The sequence below is a fragment of the Streptomyces sp. Y20 genome, from assembly GCF_043195475.1.
GTDB lineage: Bacteria > Actinomycetota > Actinomycetes > Streptomycetales > Streptomycetaceae > Streptomyces.
The window spans coordinates 214,661-230,074 of the sequence record NZ_JBIDDP010000009.1; the positions used below are offsets into that span (position 1 = coordinate 214,661).

Annotated in this window: 14 protein-coding genes; 13 read left to right on the forward strand and 1 reads right to left on the reverse strand. The window is 73.9% G+C overall.

Annotated features, from left to right (window positions below):
- Positions 1–13: 13 nt before the first annotated feature.
- Both ACGFT1_RS23625 and ACGFT1_RS23630 read left to right on the forward strand, forming a co-directional pair.
- On the forward strand, positions 14–955 hold the full coding sequence (locus ACGFT1_RS23625) for a 5-dehydro-4-deoxyglucarate dehydratase (protein WP_373910935.1): 942 nt from the start codon (positions 14–16) through the stop codon (positions 953–955).
- Positions 952–2,115, forward strand: a complete 1,164-nt coding sequence (locus ACGFT1_RS23630; RefSeq protein WP_373910936.1) for a hypothetical protein — start codon at positions 952–954, stop codon at positions 2,113–2,115. The genes ACGFT1_RS23625 and ACGFT1_RS23630 overlap by 4 nt, the downstream gene beginning before the upstream one ends.
- Here the strand turns inward: ACGFT1_RS23630 and ACGFT1_RS23635 are convergent.
- Positions 2,052–3,284 carry an MFS transporter gene (locus tag ACGFT1_RS23635; RefSeq protein ID WP_373910937.1) on the reverse strand — a complete coding sequence of 411 codons (1,233 nt, stop codon included), beginning with the start codon at positions 3,282–3,284 and terminating at the stop codon, positions 2,052–2,054. The two genes, ACGFT1_RS23630 and ACGFT1_RS23635, sit on opposite strands and share 64 nt — an antisense overlap.
- A gap of 138 nt (positions 3,285–3,422) precedes the next feature.
- On the opposite strand from ACGFT1_RS23635, the gene ACGFT1_RS23640 reads away from it, so the two are divergent.
- The 11 genes from ACGFT1_RS23640 to ACGFT1_RS23690 all read left to right on the forward strand — a co-directional run bounded on the left by ACGFT1_RS23640 (position 3,423) and on the right by ACGFT1_RS23690 (position 15,392).
- On the forward strand, positions 3,423–4,004 hold the full coding sequence (locus ACGFT1_RS23640) for a TIGR03086 family metal-binding protein (protein ID WP_373910938.1): 582 nt from the start codon (positions 3,423–3,425) through the stop codon (positions 4,002–4,004).
- Positions 4,005–4,243: 239 nt separating this feature from the next.
- On the forward strand, positions 4,244–5,005 hold the full coding sequence (locus tag ACGFT1_RS23645) for an MBL fold metallo-hydrolase (RefSeq protein WP_373910939.1): 762 nt from the start codon (positions 4,244–4,246) through the stop codon (positions 5,003–5,005).
- A gap of 132 nt (positions 5,006–5,137) precedes the next feature.
- Positions 5,138–5,794, forward strand: a complete 657-nt coding sequence (locus tag ACGFT1_RS23650; RefSeq protein WP_373910940.1) for a GntR family transcriptional regulator — start codon at positions 5,138–5,140, stop codon at positions 5,792–5,794.
- Entirely contained in the window at positions 5,791–6,702 is a 912-nt protein-coding gene (locus ACGFT1_RS23655) for a dihydrodipicolinate synthase family protein (protein ID WP_373910942.1), read from the forward strand. The genes ACGFT1_RS23650 and ACGFT1_RS23655 overlap by 4 nt, the downstream gene beginning before the upstream one ends.
- The gene (gene araD / locus ACGFT1_RS23660; RefSeq protein ID WP_373910943.1) at positions 6,699–8,432 is read left to right on the forward strand and encodes an L-arabinonate dehydratase; all 1,734 of its coding nucleotides are present in this window, start codon (positions 6,699–6,701) and stop codon (positions 8,430–8,432) included. Before ACGFT1_RS23655 ends, araD begins: the two co-directional genes overlap by 4 nt.
- A gap of 126 nt (positions 8,433–8,558) precedes the next feature.
- Positions 8,559–9,494, forward strand: a complete 936-nt coding sequence (locus ACGFT1_RS23665; RefSeq protein WP_373910944.1) for a carbohydrate ABC transporter permease — start codon at positions 8,559–8,561, stop codon at positions 9,492–9,494.
- The gene (locus ACGFT1_RS23670; protein WP_373910945.1) at positions 9,491–10,375 is read left to right on the forward strand and encodes a carbohydrate ABC transporter permease; all 885 of its coding nucleotides are present in this window, start codon (positions 9,491–9,493) and stop codon (positions 10,373–10,375) included. Before ACGFT1_RS23665 ends, ACGFT1_RS23670 begins: the two co-directional genes overlap by 4 nt.
- Before the next feature lie 58 nt (positions 10,376–10,433).
- Positions 10,434–11,576 (forward strand): Gfo/Idh/MocA family protein, encoded by a 1,143-nt coding sequence (locus tag ACGFT1_RS23675; RefSeq protein ID WP_373910946.1) that lies wholly within the window; start codon positions 10,434–10,436, stop codon positions 11,574–11,576.
- Positions 11,573–12,418: a PmoA family protein gene (locus tag ACGFT1_RS23680; protein ID WP_373910947.1), complete on the forward strand. Its 846-nt coding sequence runs from the start codon at positions 11,573–11,575 to the stop codon at positions 12,416–12,418. The genes ACGFT1_RS23675 and ACGFT1_RS23680 overlap by 4 nt, the downstream gene beginning before the upstream one ends.
- Positions 12,415–14,055 carry a family 43 glycosylhydrolase gene (locus tag ACGFT1_RS23685; protein WP_373910948.1) on the forward strand — a complete coding sequence of 547 codons (1,641 nt, stop codon included), beginning with the start codon at positions 12,415–12,417 and terminating at the stop codon, positions 14,053–14,055. The genes ACGFT1_RS23680 and ACGFT1_RS23685 overlap by 4 nt, the downstream gene beginning before the upstream one ends.
- The gene (locus ACGFT1_RS23690; RefSeq protein ID WP_373910949.1) at positions 14,052–15,392 is read left to right on the forward strand and encodes a sugar ABC transporter substrate-binding protein; all 1,341 of its coding nucleotides are present in this window, start codon (positions 14,052–14,054) and stop codon (positions 15,390–15,392) included. Before ACGFT1_RS23685 ends, ACGFT1_RS23690 begins: the two co-directional genes overlap by 4 nt.
- Positions 15,393–15,414: the final 22 nt, after the last annotated feature.

The following is a 15,414-nucleotide window of genomic DNA, read 5'->3' on the forward strand; positions in this document are numbered from 1 at the left end:
ACAGGGAGCGCCTGTGACGCCAGCCCCTCTCGCCGCCCGGCTCAGTGACCCGAGCGGGCCGCTCTTCTTCCCCGTAACGGCCTTCGGCCCCGGCGGCTCGCTCGACCTCGACGCCTACCGCACCCACGTGCGCCGGGGCGTCGCGGCCGGTGCCGCCGCCGTGTTCGCCTGCTGCGGCACCGGGGAGTTCCACGCGCTGCTGCCGGAGGAGTTCGAGGCCTGCGTGCGGGTGGCCGTGGAGGCGGCCGAGGGGCGCGTCCCGGTCGTCGCGGGAGCCGGCTACGGCACCGCGCTCGCCGTGCGCTACGCGCGCCTCGCCGCGGGCGCGGGCGCCGACGGCCTCCTCGCCATGCCGCCGTACCTCGTCCTCGCCGGCCAGAGCGGACTGCTGCGGCACTACCAGGAGATCGCCGCGGCCACCGCCCTGCCCGTGATCGTCTACCAGCGCGACAACGCCGTCCTCACCCCGGCGACCGTCGTCGAACTGGCCCGCACCGACGGCGTCATCGGCCTCAAGGACGGCCTCGGCGACCTCGACCTCATGCAGCGCACGGTCAGCGCCGTCCGCACCGAGGCGCCCGGCGACTTCCTGTACTTCAACGGCCTGCCCACCGCCGAACAGACCCAGCTGGCCTACCGCGCCCTCGGCATCCCCCTGTACTCCTCGGCCGTGTTCTGCTTCGCGCCGGAACTCGCCCTCGCCTTCCACCGGGCCCTGGAGACCGGCGACCTGGGCACCGTCCACCGCCTCCTGGACGGCTTCTACCGCCCGTTCGTCGAACTGCGCGCCCAGGGCCGCGGATACTCCGTCTCCCTCGTCAAGGCCGGGGTACGGCTGCGCGGCCTGGACGTCGGCGAGGTCCGGCCCCCGCTGCACGAACCGGCCGAGGACCACCTCGAACAACTCGCCCGGCTGATCGAACGCGGCTACGCCCTGCTGGAGGAGGACGCGTGAAGGCGTCGGCGTTCGTGTACCCCTGGGACGTCAACGGGGACCCCGGGGCCCCCGCGCGCATCGCCGGACTCGGGGTCGGCCAGGTGACCCTCGCCGCCGCCTACCACTCCACCCGCGCCCTGACCCCCCGTCACCCCCGCCACCGCATCGTCACCGCCGAGTACGCTGCCGTCCTCTACCCGCCGGGCGGCCGCTGGGCGGGCAGAGGCCTGCGGCCCTACCCCGCCGGCCGCTGGGCCCCCGGCAACGCCTACGGCGAGGCCGCCGACGCACTCGCCGCGGCCGGCCTGGAGGTGCACACCTGGGTCGTCCTCGCCCACAACTCCCGCCTCGGCGCCGAGCACCCCGACACCTCGGTCGTCAACGCCTACGGCGACCGCTACCCGTGGGCACCCTGCATCGCCCAGCCCGCCACGCGCGCGTACCTGGTCGACCTGGCGGCCGAGGCCGCCGTACGCCCCGGCGCGCACGGCACCGAACTGGAGTCCCTCGGCTGGTACGGGCTGGCGCACCTGCACGCCCACGACAAGACGGCCGGCGTCGGCCTCGGCGAGGCCGGGCAGTACCTGATGTCGCTCTGCTTCTGCCCGTCCTGCCGCGCCGGCTACGGCGCGCACGGCCTCGACGCCGGCGAGCTGGCGGCGGACGTACGGACCGCGCTCGAACCGCTGTGGCGGGGCACGGCGGACGACCGGGGCTGGCCGACGGTGGACAGGCTCCTCGGGGCGGACACCGCGGCCGCCACGCGCGCGTGGCGCGACACCACCGCCCGCACCCTCCAGGAGGAGGCCGTCACCGCCGTACGCGCCGCCGCGCCCGGCGGCTTCCAGGTGCTCCTGCACGCCGACCCGGTGTCCTACCACTGCGGCGCCAACGCCGGCGTCGACCCCGCCCGCATCCTCTCGGTCGCCGACGGCGTGGTGGTGCCCTGCACGGGTGGTACGGCCCCGCTGGCGCCGTTCGCCGCGCACGCGGGGGAGCGGACGGTGCTGGCCGCCAACCTCACGGTCGTCGCCGGGATGGGCGGCAGCCCCGGCGCCCTCGCCGCGGACGCGGCACGCGCGCGTGCCGAGGGCGCCACGGAACTACGGCTGTATCACGCCGGGTTGGCGTCGGACGGGGACCTGGCGGCGGTGCGGGAGGCACTGGCCGCCCGCTGAGCCGGCGCGATCGCCGTCAGCAGCAGCGCCACGCCGTAGACCGGAAGTAGCAGCCCGGGGCCGGCCAGTTCGACCAGACCGGCCCCGAGGGCGAGCCCGAGCACGTTCGGGGCGAGGACCAGCGTGCCGGCGGTGGCCGTCACCCGGCCGAGGAGCGGGCCGGGCGTGCGGCGCTGCACGGCGGTGAACACGGCGACCAGCACACAGGGCAGCCCCAGCCCCGCCGCGGCACCGGACATCAGGACCACCGCGTCCGACGGCACGGCCCGCGCGAGCGCCGCGGCCCCCGTCAGCGCGATCCCGGCCGCCGCGAGCCGGTGCTCGCCGAACCGCCGCAGCGCGGGCCCGGCGAGCAGCCCGGCCACCACCGAACCGGCTCCCTGGGCGGCGTACAGCACGCCGGTGAAGGCGGGGGAGTGGCCGAGGCGGCCGACGACGGCGTACACGGTCGCGCTGCCGAGCGAGGTCAGCAGCATCGTCGTACCGCCCGCCCGGACCAGCGTGCGCAGCTCCGGCTGCGCCCACAGGTGCCGGACGCCCTCCGCGGTCCGCCTCCGCCAGCCGTCGCCGGACCGGACGGGCGGCTCCTCCCGCACGCGCAGCAGCGCGCACAGCCCGGCGGCGACGACGAACGTGACCGCGTCCAGACAGGCCACCGCCGGGCCGCCGCAGGCCGCGTACAGGGCCGCCCCGGTCAGCGGGGCGACCAGTTTCATGCCCTCCGTGACGGTCATCCGCAGCCCGTTGAAGTCGCCGAGGAGCTCCGGGCCGACGGCGGCGGCGACCAGAGCCGACTCGGCCGCGTCGTGGACGGCGTCGGCGGCGCCGTACAGGAACAGCACGGCGAACAGCAGCCAGACCCGGCCGGCTGAGCCGACGGCGAGCAGCACGAGGAGCAGGCCCGCCAGCCCCAGGTCCAGCGCGACGAGCAGGGGCCTGCGGCGCGTCCGGTCGGCGAGCGTCCCCAGGGCCGGCCCCGCCAGGGTGGGTGCCCACAGGGCCAGTGGGCACAGGGCGGCCAGGCCGTCCGACCCGGTGAGGTCCTTCACCCACACACCCGAGGCCAGCCACAGCGAGGAGGTACCGAACGCGGACACCACCACACCGGCGAGATACAGCCCCGCCGTACGATCCCGCAGCACACGCGCCGCGGTCCAGGAAGTCGTCATACCGGCTCATCGTGCGGATAAGGCGCCCCCGCCGGATCGGGAAAGTGCCGGATACGGCAGCGCGCGGCCGATGAGTTCCGGGGCGCCGGCCGGTCAGCATTGCGTACGGGGGAGCCGACACCGAGGGAGTGATGAGAGATGACCGGGGTGGATCTGGGCCCGCAGGCCAGGATCGTGGACCGGCTCGCCGGGTCCGTGACCGATGAGCAGATGACGGGCGCCACACCGTGCCCGGGCCTCGCGGTGCGGAACCTGCTGGGCCACCTGCTGACGCTGTCCGTGGCGTTCCGTGACGCCGCCCGCAAGGACCTCGGCCCGACGACCGACACCAGCCCGGACGCCCTCGTCCCGGACATCGGCCCCGGCTGGCGCGAGGAACTGACCACGGCGCTCGACGAGCTGGCCGGCGCCTGGCGCGAGCCGGCCGCCTGGACCGGCGACACCCGTGCCGGCGGGGTGGACCTGCCGGCCGCGGTCGCGGGCGCGGTCGTCGCCGACGAACTGGTGATCCACGGGTGGGACCTGGCCCGTGCCACCGGCCAGGACTACACGCCCGACCCGGCCGCCCTCGAGGCGGCCCACGGCTTCCTGCTCGCCGCGGCCGGCGACCCCAGCCGCGGGAACGCGCCGTTCGGCCCGGTCGTCCCCGTCCCGGCCGACGCGCCCCTGCTGGACCGGACGGTGGGGCTGAGCGGCCGGGAGCCGGGCTGGCGGCCGTAGGGGGGAGCCGGACGGGCGGCGCGGGCCCGGCGGCCGGTGGGCCGGGTGGCGCCGGCGCGGGTGTGCGTCGCACGGTGGGCCGAGCGGTGCGGGCCCGCTTCGCCGGCGCGTGACCCTCGCGTGCCGCGTGACGGATCAGCGCGGCGCCGGTGAAGGCGGGTGGGGGCGCGGGCCGGACGGCGCCACGGGAGGTGCCCTTTCCGCGCCCCGGTCACGGTCCGCGTCGTACGCTCACTCGCATGCCCCTCACCCTCACCGTCCTCGGCACCGCTTCGCCGCACCCCGGTCCGGGCCGGCCGTGTTCCGGATACCTGCTGTCCGGCGGGGGTGCCGAGGTGTGGGTGGACGCGGGGCCCGGCACGTTCGCCGCGTTGCAGCAGTACACGGATCCCGCGCGGCTCACCGCGATCTGGATCTCGCACCTGCACGCCGATCACAGCGCCGACCTGCTCGCCGCCGCCTACGCGTTCGCCTTCGGCGGGATGACCCCGCCCGCGCCGGTCCCGGTGTACGCCCCGCAGGACTGCGCCCGGCGCCTGGCCGGCTTCCTCGGGCGTGCGGACGTCGGCTTCCTGAAGGACATCCTCGACTTCCGGAGCCTGTACGACGGCCACGACGTCCGGCACTGGAACCTGCGCCTCACCGCGCGCGCCGTCGCCCACGGCACCGAGGCGTACGGGCTGCGCGCCGAGTGCCAGGGGAGTGTGTTCGCGTACTCCGGGGACAGCGGTCCCTGCCCCGCGCTCACCGAACTCGCCGCCCGCGCCGACCTGTTCCTGTGCGAGGCGGACCTCCGGGAACATCGCGAAGGCGAACACTGCGGGCAGGTGCATCTGACGCCCGAGGACGCCGGCCGTGCGGCCCGTGACGCCGGTGTGCGCGAACTGCTCGTCACTCATGTGGGGCCCGCCCTCACCCGGGAGTCGGCCACCGCCCGGGCCGCCGCCGTCTCCGGCCGGCCCACCGGCACGGCCCGCGAGGGCGACCGGCACACCTTCTGACACGGCGTCCACCGGTCGTCGCGGCTTCCTGTGCCGGAAGCATTGACGAAACACGCGCCCCCTCCTACCTTCGACGCGTCGTACTTCGTACGTCATATATGAGACGCGATATGTGAGATCCGAGAGGGCCGCATGACCTCTGTGCCCACCCCGATCCCGTCCCGCACGCAAGTCGTGCTCGACGCGATCAAACACCGCATCCTCACCGGCGTGCTGACACCCGGTCAGGCCCTGGTCGAGACGGAACTGGCCGCGCAGTTCGGGGTGTCCAAGACCCCGGTGCGCGAAGCGCTGAAGACCCTCGCCGGGACCGGTCTGGTCGTGATGAGCCAGTACAAGGGCGTCACGGTGCGCATGGTGGACGCGGACATGGCGCGCGAGGTCTACGACGTGCGGCTGCTGCTGGAACCGGAGGCCCTGCGGCGGGCGGTCGAACGCGGTGCCTGCCTCGACGCCGCCCGCGAGGCGCTCACCCGCGCCGACGAGGCCACCGACACCGCCGAACGCTCCCTGGCCAACCGCGAGTTCCACCGCGCCCTGTATCTGCCGTGCGGCAACCCGCTGCTCGGCCGGATGCTGGACGAGGTCCGCGACCAGGCCGCCCTGGTCTCCGCCGTGGCCTGGGCGGCCGACCCCTCCTGGGAGCGCGAGGCCGCCGAGCACCGGGAGATCCTGCGGCTGGCGCTGGAAGCAGACGCGGACGGCGCGGCGGGCGCCCTGCGCGCCCACATCGGGTCCTTCGTACGCCGTGCTTTCCCCGAGCTCCTCCCAGCGGAAGGTCATCAATGAGCAGCGTGACGTTCGAGTCCCGGCGGGCGGCGCTGGCCGACGTGGTGGCCATCCCGGTGACCCCGTTCGCCGAGGACGGCTCCGTCGACCGGGACACCCACCGGGCCCTGCTGCGTCGCCTGCTCGACGGCGGGATCACCACCCTCACCCCGAACGGCAACACGGGCGAGTTCTACGCCCTCACCCCCGAGGAGCGCCGCCTGGTCACGGAGTGGACCGTCGAGGAGGCCGGCGACCGGGCCACGGTCCTCGTCGGGGTCGGACACGACCTGCCCACCGCGATCGCCTCCGCCCGGCACGCCCGCGACCTCGGCGCCGGCATGGTCATGGTCCACCAGCCGGTGCACCCGTACGTGTCGGCGGCCGGCTGGGTCGACTACCACCGCGCCATCGCCGAATCCGTCCCGGAGCTGGGCGTGGTGCCCTACCTGCGCAACGCCCAGCTGCCCGGCGCCCGCCTCGCCGAACTCGCCGGCCACTGCCCGAACGTCATCGGGGTCAAGTACGCCGTCCCGGACGCCGCCCGGTTCGCGGCCTTCGCCCGGGACGCGGGCCTGGAGCGCTTCGTGTGGGTGGCGGGACTCGCCGAACCGTACGCCCCCTCCTACTTCTCCGCGGGCGCCACCGGCTTCACCTCCGGGCTGGTGAACGTCGCTCCGGCCGTCTCCCGGAACATGCTCGAAGCGCTCCGCTGCGGCGACTATCCGGCCGCCATGAAGATCTGGGAGCAGATCCGCCGCTTCGAGGAGCTGCGGGCCGCGCACGGCAACGCCAACAACGTCACCGTCGTCAAGGAGGCCCTCGCCGCGCTCGGCCTGTGCCGCCGGGACGTCCGGCCGCCGAGCCGGCCGCTGCCCGAGGACAAGCGCGCCGAGGTCGCCGCCATCGCCGCCGGGTGGTCGATATGAACGCACCCCGCAGGAGTCCGCAGGACCTGAGGAGCCACCAGTGGTACGGCACCGACGGCCTGCGCTCCTTCAGCCACCGCGCCCGTACCCGCCAGCTCGGCTACCTGCCCGAGGAACACCTCGGCAAGCCGGTCATCGCGATCCTCAACACCTGGTCCGACATCAACCCCTGCCACGTCCACCTCCGCGACCGCGCCCAGGCCGTCAAGCGCGGGGTGTGGCAGGCGGGCGGCTTCCCGCTGGAGTTCCCGGTCTCCACCCTCAGCGAGACCTTCCAGAAGCCGACCCCGATGCTCTACCGCAACATGCTCGCCATGGAGACCGAGGAGCTGCTGCGCTCGTACCCCGTCGACGGCGCCGTGCTGATGGGCGGCTGCGACAAGTCCACGCCCGCCCTGCTGATGGGCGCCGCCTCCGTGGACCTGCCCGCCGTGTTCGTACCGGCCGGGCCCATGCTGCCGGGGCACTGGCGGGGCGAGGTCCTGGGCTCGGGCACCGACATGTGGAAGTACTGGGACGACAAGCGGGCCGGCCTCATCGGCGACTGCGAGATGACCGAGCTGGAGAGCGGTCTGGCCCGCTCACCCGGCCACTGCATGACCATGGGTACGGCCTCCACGCTGACGGCCGCCGCCGAGGCGCTCGGCGTGACCGTGCCGGGCGCGTCCAGCATCCCGGCGGTGGACTCCGGGCACGACCGGATGGCCGCCAGGGCCGGCCTGGCCGTCGTGGACCTGGTCCACCGGGACCGGAGACTGTCCCACATCCTCACCCCGGAGGCGTTCGAGGACGCGGTCACCACCGTGCTGGGCCTCGGCGGCTCCACCAACGCCGTGATCCATCTGATCGCCATGGCGGGCCGGGCGGGCGTACGGCTCACCCTGGACGACTTCGACCGCGTCGCCCGCACCGTCCCGGTCCTCGCCGCTGTCCGCCCCGGCGGACAGCGGTACCTGATGGAGGACTTCCACTTCGCCGGCGGTCTGCCCGGCTTCCTCTCCCGGATCACCGACCTGCTCCACCTGGACCGGCCGACCGCGGCGCACGACACCCTGCGCGAGCAGCTCGCGGGCGCCCGGGTCCACGACGACGACGTCATCCGGCCCCGGGACAACCCGGTCGCGAGCGAGGGCGGGGTCGCGGTGCTGCGCGGCAACCTCTGCCCGGACGGCGCCGTCATCAAGCACATCGCCGCCGAGCCCCGCCTGCTGAAGCACACGGGCCCGGCCGTCGTCTTCGACGACTACCGGACCATGCAGCGCACCATCGACGACCCCTCGCTCGGCATCACCGCCGACAGCGTCCTGGTGCTGCGCAACGCCGGTCCCAAGGGCGGCCCGGGCATGCCCGAGTACGGCATGCTCCCCATCCCGGACCACCTGCTGAAGCAGGGTGTGCGGGACATGGTCCGGATCTCCGACGCCCGGATGAGCGGCACGAGTTACGGCGCCTGCGTCCTGCACGTCGCCCCGGAGTCGTACGTCGGCGGACCGCTGGCCCTGGTGCGCGACGGCGACCTCGTCACCCTGGACGTCGGGGCCCGCAATCTGCACCTCCACGTGGACGACGAGGAGCTGGAGCGCCGGCGGGCCGCGTGGACCCCGCCGCCCGCCCGTTTCGGGCGCGGCTACGGCGCCCTCTACGAGCAGCAGATCACGCAGGCCGACACCGGCTGCGACTTCGAGTTCCTCGCCCGGCCGGGCACGGTCCCGGACCCGTACGCCGGCTGACCGCCCCACCCAGGGCGGAGGCGCCCACCCATGTGTATGTAGCAAGCGCTTCCTATGTCCTGCCCCGGGTCCGCGGTCCACCCGCTGCATCCGCTGTACCCGCCCCCCTGTGAACGGAGAACAGTCATGGCCCAAGCCGCAGCCGTGGCGAAACCGCCCGCGCCACCCCGGCGGCGCCGTACCTCCGCGACCCCGCGCAGGCTGCCGTACGTGCTGATCGCCCCGGCCGCCCTGCTCATGCTGGGCTTCATCGCCTACCCGGTGTTCAACGTCTTCTACTACAGCCTCCAGGACTACAACCCCACCAAGCCGTGGCGGAACGGCTTCGCGGGCCTCGGCAACTTCACCCAGGCCTTCGCCCACGACCCGCAGTTCTGGGACACGTTGACCTTCAGCGCCAAGTGGGTCGCGGTGGAAGTCGGGTTGCAGTTGCTGTTCGGCCTCGCCCTGGCGCTCATCGTCAACCAGACCTTCGTGGGGCGGGCGGTGGGCCGCGCCCTCGTCTTCTCGCCCTGGGCCGTCTCCGGCGTCCTCACCTCCGCGATCTGGGTGTTGCTGTACAACTCCCAGACGGGCGTGACCCGCTACCTCGCCGACGCGGGCCTGGGTCCCTACGGCACCAGCTGGCTGTCGGACACCTCCACGGTGTTCCCGGCGGCGGTGGCCGCCGACCTCTGGCGCGGCGTCCCCTTCTTCGCGATCCTCATCCTCGCCGACCTCCAGTCCGTCTCCCGGGACCTGTACGAGGCCGCCGAGGTCGACGGGGCGAGCCGGCTCGAGCAGTTCTGGCACATCACGCTGCCCCACCTGAAGGACGCGATCGTGCTGGCCACCCTGCTGCGCGCGGTGTGGGAGTTCAACAACGTCGACCTGCTCTACACCCTGACCGGCGGCGGCCCGGCCGGCGAGACCACGACGCTGCCGCTCTACATCGCCAGGACCAGCGTCGACGCCCACAACTTCGGCTACGCCTCCGCCCTGACCACGGTGGCGTTCGTCATCCTGCTCTTCTGCTCGATCGTCTATCTGCGGCTGAGCAAGTTCGGAGGTGGGTCCAAGTGATCACCGAGATCGCTCCCGCACCCGAGCGCGTGGCGCCCGAACCCGCACCGGCCGGCCGGAAACGGCGCGCCTGGCACGAGGCACCGCGCTGGCAGATCTACGTCCCGCTGGGGATCTACCTCCTCTTCACCCTGATCCCCTTCTACTGGATCCTGCTCTTCGCGCTCCGCCCGGCCGGCTCCACCTCGCTCGTGCCCTGGCCCATGACCGGCGAGCACTTCCGGAAGGTGTGGACCGAACGCGGCTTCGGCACCTACTTCACCAACAGCGTCTACGTCGGCGTCGCCACCCTGCTGCTGACCACCGTCGTCGCCCTGGCCGGCGGCTACGCCCTGGCCCGCTTCGACTTCCGGTTCAAACGCGGCTTCATGCTGGCCCTGCTGTGCTCCCAGTTCGTGCCGGGCGCGCTGCTGCTGGTGCCGCTGTTCGAGATCTTCGCCAAGCTGTCGATGATCAACTCCCTCGGCAGCGTCGTCCTCGCCGAGACCGTCTTCCAGCTGCCGCTGTCGATGATCCTGATCAGCGGGTTCATCCGGAACGTGCCCTACTCGCTGGAGGAGGCCGCCTGGGTGGACGGCTGCAACCGCTTCACCGCCTTCCGGATCGTCGTCCTGCCGCTGCTGCGGCCCGGGCTGATCGCCGTCGGCTCCTTCGCCTTCGTGCACGCCTGGAACCACTTCCTGTTCGCCTTGATGTTCCTGTCCGACCAGAGCAAGCAGACCATCCCGGTGGGCCTCAACACCCTGATGAGCGCGGACAGCGTCGACCTGGGCGCCCTGGCGGCGGGCGGCATCATCGCCGCAGTGCCCGTGGTGATCGTGTTCGCCTTCATCCAGAAGTGGCTGATCACCGGCTTCAGCGCGGGGGCGGTGAAGGGATGACACGCCACCCGGTCACCTCCCGGCGGACGGCCCGCCGTACGGACGCGGGGAGGACGCCATGACCGTACCCGTCGTCCTGGCGGGCGCGCGCGGACACGGCCGCCGGCACCTGGACAACATCCGCCGCCTCCAGGCCCGGGGCGTCCTCCGGCTGGCCGGGATCTGCGAACTGGCCCCGCTCGCCGCCGGCGAGATCCCGGACGGCCTCGGCGCACCGGAGCAGTCGGCCGACCTCGGGGCGCTCCTGGCGGCCACCGGTGCCCGGATCGCGGTCATCTGCACGCCGATCCCCACCCACACCGCTCTGGCCCTCACCGCCGGCGGGCACGGGGCGCACGTGCTGCTGGAGAAGCCGCCCGCGCCCTCCTACGCCGAGTTCCGCCGCATGGCCGACGGCCTCGCGAAGGCCGGCGTCGCCTGCCAGATCGGCTTCCAGTCGCTGGGCTCGCACGCCCTGCCCGCGATCCGCCGGTTCGTCGCCGAGGGCGCGATCGGCGAGGTCACCGGGGTGGGCGGGGCCGGCGCCTGGGCCCGCGACGAGGCCTACTACCGGCGCGCGCCCTGGGCGGGCCGGCGGCGCCTGCACGGCACCGACGTGGTCGACGGCGTGCTCACCAACCCCCTCGCGCACGCCGTAGCCACCGGCCTGGCCGTGCTCGGCACCACCCGCGCCGAGGACGTCACCGGCGTCGAGACCGAGCTGCTGCGCGCCAACGCCATCGAGTCCGACGACACCTCCTGCGTCCGCGTCCGCACCCCGCGCGGCCCGGTGACGGTCGCGGCGACCCTGTGCGCCGAACGGCCCGGGGAGCCGTACGTGGTGGTGCACGGGAGCGCCGGCCGGATCACCTTCTGGTACAAGCAGGACCGGGTGCTGCTTCAGCGGGCCGGCCACGGCCCCGAGGAGCTCGTGTACGGCCGCACGGACCTGCTGGAGAACCTGGCCGGGCACCTGGCCGGGGGCGGCGGACTGCTGGTGCCGCCGGCAGAGACGGGCGCCTTCATGCGGGTCGTCGAGGCCGTCCGGGCGGCCCCCGACCCGGCACCGCTGCCCGGACACGCCTGGCGGCTACTGCCCGCCGAACGGCGCCGGATCGTGCCCGGCATCGAGGACCTGGTCGCGGCGTCGGCCGACCGTCTCGCCCTCTACTCCGAACTGGGCGCCGACTGGGCGCCACCGAAAGAGGTGAGCACCCGATGACGTCGAAGGACACCCTGGTCCTGCGGGCCGCGGGCCGCCCGGTCGGCCGGTACGTCTTCCGGCCGGAGCTGCCCGCCCGGCTCTCCCCGCGCCCCTACCTGCACCCCCTCACCACCCTGGCCGGCACGGCGGTCACCGAGGCTTCCCCCGCCGACCACGCCCACCACCTCGGCGTCGGTGTCGCCGTCCCCGACGTCGAGGGGCACAACTTCTGGGGCGGGCGGACCTTCGTGCGGGACCGGGGGCCGGCCGAACTGGACGACCACGGCGTCCAGCGGCACACCGGCTTCCAGCTGAGCGATCCGGACGGCTTCGTGGAGGAGCTGCGCTGGGCCGCCGCCGGAACCGAGCTGCTGCGCGAGCGCCGTACCGTCGCCGTCATCGGGCTCACCGCCACCGCCTGGGCGCTGGACCTCACCTTCTCCCTCACCAACATCACCCCCGGCCCCCTGTCGATCGGCAGCCCCGCCACCAACGGACGGCCCGGCGCGGCCTACGGCGGCTTCTTCTGGCGGGCCCGCAAGGAGGAGGGGACGCCACGGGTGTTCACCGCCGGCCGGGAGGGCGAGACGGAGGTGCACGGCACCCGCGCCGACTGGCTGGCACTGGCCGGCGCCGACTGGACGCTGGTCTTCGCCGGCGCCACCGGGCAGACCCGGCGGGACCCGTGGTTCGTGCGGGCCGCCGAGTACCCCGGGGTCGGTTCCTCCTTGGCGCACGGCGAGCGGCTGGCCGTCGCGCCCGGCGGGACCGTCGTGCGCCGGATCGTCACCGTCGTCGCCGACGGCCGGCTGCGACGGGACGAGGCGGCGGCCCTGGTCCGCAGGGCGGTCGGCCCATGAGCACTCCCGGCACCTACACGAATCCGGTGCTGGACGCCGACTGGTCCGACCCGGACGTCGTCCGGGTCGGCGACGACTTCTACCTCACCGCCTCCAGCTTCGGCCGCGTCCCCGGCCTGCCCCTGCTGCACTCACGGGACCTGGTCCACTGGACCCTCGTCGGCCACGCCCTCGCCCGCCTGGAACCCGAGGAGGAGTTCGCGGCGCCCCGCCACGACCGCGGGGTCTGGGCGCCGTCCCTGCGGCACCACGACGACCGCTTCTGGATCTTCTGGGGCGACCCCGACCAGGGGATCTTCCAGGTCAACGCCCCGGATGTCAGGGGACCCTGGACCCGTCCGCACCTGGTCCAGGCGGGCCAGGGGCTGATCGACCCGTGCCCGCTGTGGGACGAGGAGACCGGCGAGGCCTATCTCGTGCACGCCTGGGCCAGGTCCCGCTCCGGCGTGAAGAACCGCCTCACCGGCCACCGCATGCACCCCGACGGCACCTCGCTGCTCGACGAGGGCGAGGTGATCGTGGACGGCGACCGCATCCCCGGCTGGTTCACGCTGGAGGGTCCCAAGCTGTACCGGCACGACGGCTGGTTCTGGATCCTCGCGCCCGCCGGCGGAGTGGCGACGGGCTGGCAGGGCGCGTTCCGCTCGCGCGGGTTCTTCGGCCCGTACGAGGAGCGGATCGTCCTGGAGCAGGGCGACACCGGCGTCAACGGGCCGCACCAGGGCGGCTGGGTGCGCACCGCGGCCGGTGAGGACTGGTTCCTGCACTTCCAGCAGCGCGGCGCGTACGGCCGGGTCGTCCACCTCCAGCCGATGCGCTGGAGCGAAGCCGAGAGCGGGGGAGGCTGGCCCGTGCTGGGCGACGAGGGCGTCCCCGTCGCCGTGCACCGGCGGCCCGCCCTCCCGCCGCAGCCGCCCGCCGCGCCCGCCACCGACGACGACTTCCCCGGCGGCCGGTACGGCCGGCAGTGGCAGTGGACCGCCAACCCCGGAGACGGCTGGGCCACCCAGCACTCCGGTGACGGCCTGCGGCTGACCTGTCTGCGCTCGGCCGACGCGGGCGATCCGCGCAGGCTGCCGAACATCCTCACCCAGCGGCTGCCCGGCCCGCCCGGCACGGTCGAGGTCGAACTGCGGCTGGACGGCACCGTGCCGGGCGCGCGGGCGGGGCTCGCGGTGCTCGGGGACGCGTACACCTGGATCGGGCTGGAGCGCGGGGCCGACGGGGCGGTCCGGTTCGTGCACCGGTTCGCGGAGGCGGTCGCCGGCGCGGCGCCCGCCCCGGTCACCGGGCCGTGGGGCGGCGAACGCGACGCCGGGGTGCCGTGCCCCGCGCCCGGTGGCCGGGTGCGGCTGCGGATCGAGGTCGGGGCCGGGGCACGCTGCCGGTTCCGCTACGACCTCGGGGACGGCCCGCGCCTGTCCGGGCCCGTCTTCGCGGCCACCCCCTGGCGCTGGGTCGGCGCCCTCCTCGGCCTGTTCGCCACCGCCCCCCTGGGGCCGGGGCCGGCGGGAACGGCCACCTTCACCCGGTTCCGGTTCACCCCGCTCCAGCCCCGTCCCGCCGGGCGTCCCACCGCTTCGTCCCTCCGTCGGATCAGCAGAGAACCAGAAGAGAAGAAGAGAGTCGACCGATGAAGAGCAGCATCCGTATCCGCACCAGCAGACGGGCCGCCTCGGCCGCCGCCCTGGCCTGCGCCCTCGCCCTGGCCGCCACCGCCTGCGGCGACAACGGCAGCGGCAGCGCGGGGGGCAAGGGGGGCGAGGGCTCCGGCAAGGGCACGATCACCTTCTGGGACAACAACGGCGGTGTCCGCACCGGCGTGTGGAAGCAGATCATCGCCGACTTCGAGAAGAAGTACCCCGGCATCGAGGTCAAGTACGTCGGTGTGCCCGCCGCGAGCGTCCAGTCCAAGTACGACACCGCCATCCAGGGCGGCGGCCTGCCCGACGTCGGCGGCATCGGTACGGCCATGCTCGCCGACGTCGCCGCGCAGGGCGCGCTCGAGCCGCTCGACGACCGGATCTCCGGCAGCTCCCTGAACGGCAAGCTCAACGCGACGTTCCTGCGAAGCGTGAAGGCAGCCGGCGGCACCGGCCGGACGTACACCGTGCCGACCTCCGCCAACAACGGCACGCTGTGGTACCGCACCGACCTGTTCGCGGCGGCCAGGCTGGACCCGCCGACCACCTGGACGAAGTTCTACGCGGCGGCCGGCAAGCTCACCGACCGGGGCCGCAACCGCTTCGGGTACACCATCCGCGGCGGCGAGGGGTCCATCGCGCAGGCCCTGGACGCGATGTACGGGCAGAGTGGGATCACGTCCTTCTGGAAGGGCGACCGGACCACCGTCGACGACCCCAGGAACGTGGCCGCGCTGGAGAAGTACGCCGGCCTGTACAAGAAGGACACCCCGTCCGCCGACGTCAACAACGACTTCACCAAGATGGTCGCGCAGTGGGACTCCGGCACCATCGGGATGCTGAGCCACAACCTGGGGTCCTACGCCGACCACGCCAAGGCGCTGAAGGGCCGGTTCAAGGGCGTGCCCGACCCGACCCTCGACGACGGCACCCGCGTACAGGTGTCCAACCCGGTCGACGGGCTCGCGCTGTTCAGGTCCAGCGCGCACAAGGCCGCCGCCTGGAAGTTCATCGAGTTCGCCGCCTCGCACGAGTCCAACAGCAGGTGGAACCGGGTCGCGGGACAGGTGCCGGCGAACACCGAGGCGGCCAAGGACGCGTGGGTGCGGGCGTCGGAGCCGACGAAGCTCGCCGCCGAGGCGCTGAACGGGACCGAGACCAAGGTCGTGCAGCTGCCGTACTACCTGCCGGACTGGAACACCCTCTCCAAGGCCGACAACGAGCCGAACTTCCAGAAGGTGCTGCTCGGCAAGCTGAGCGCGAAGGAGTTCCTGGGCACGCTGGCCGACCAGCTCGACAAGGCCCAGGCCGACTGGAAGAAGAACCACTGAGCGCCCGGGCGGTTCCGGTCCG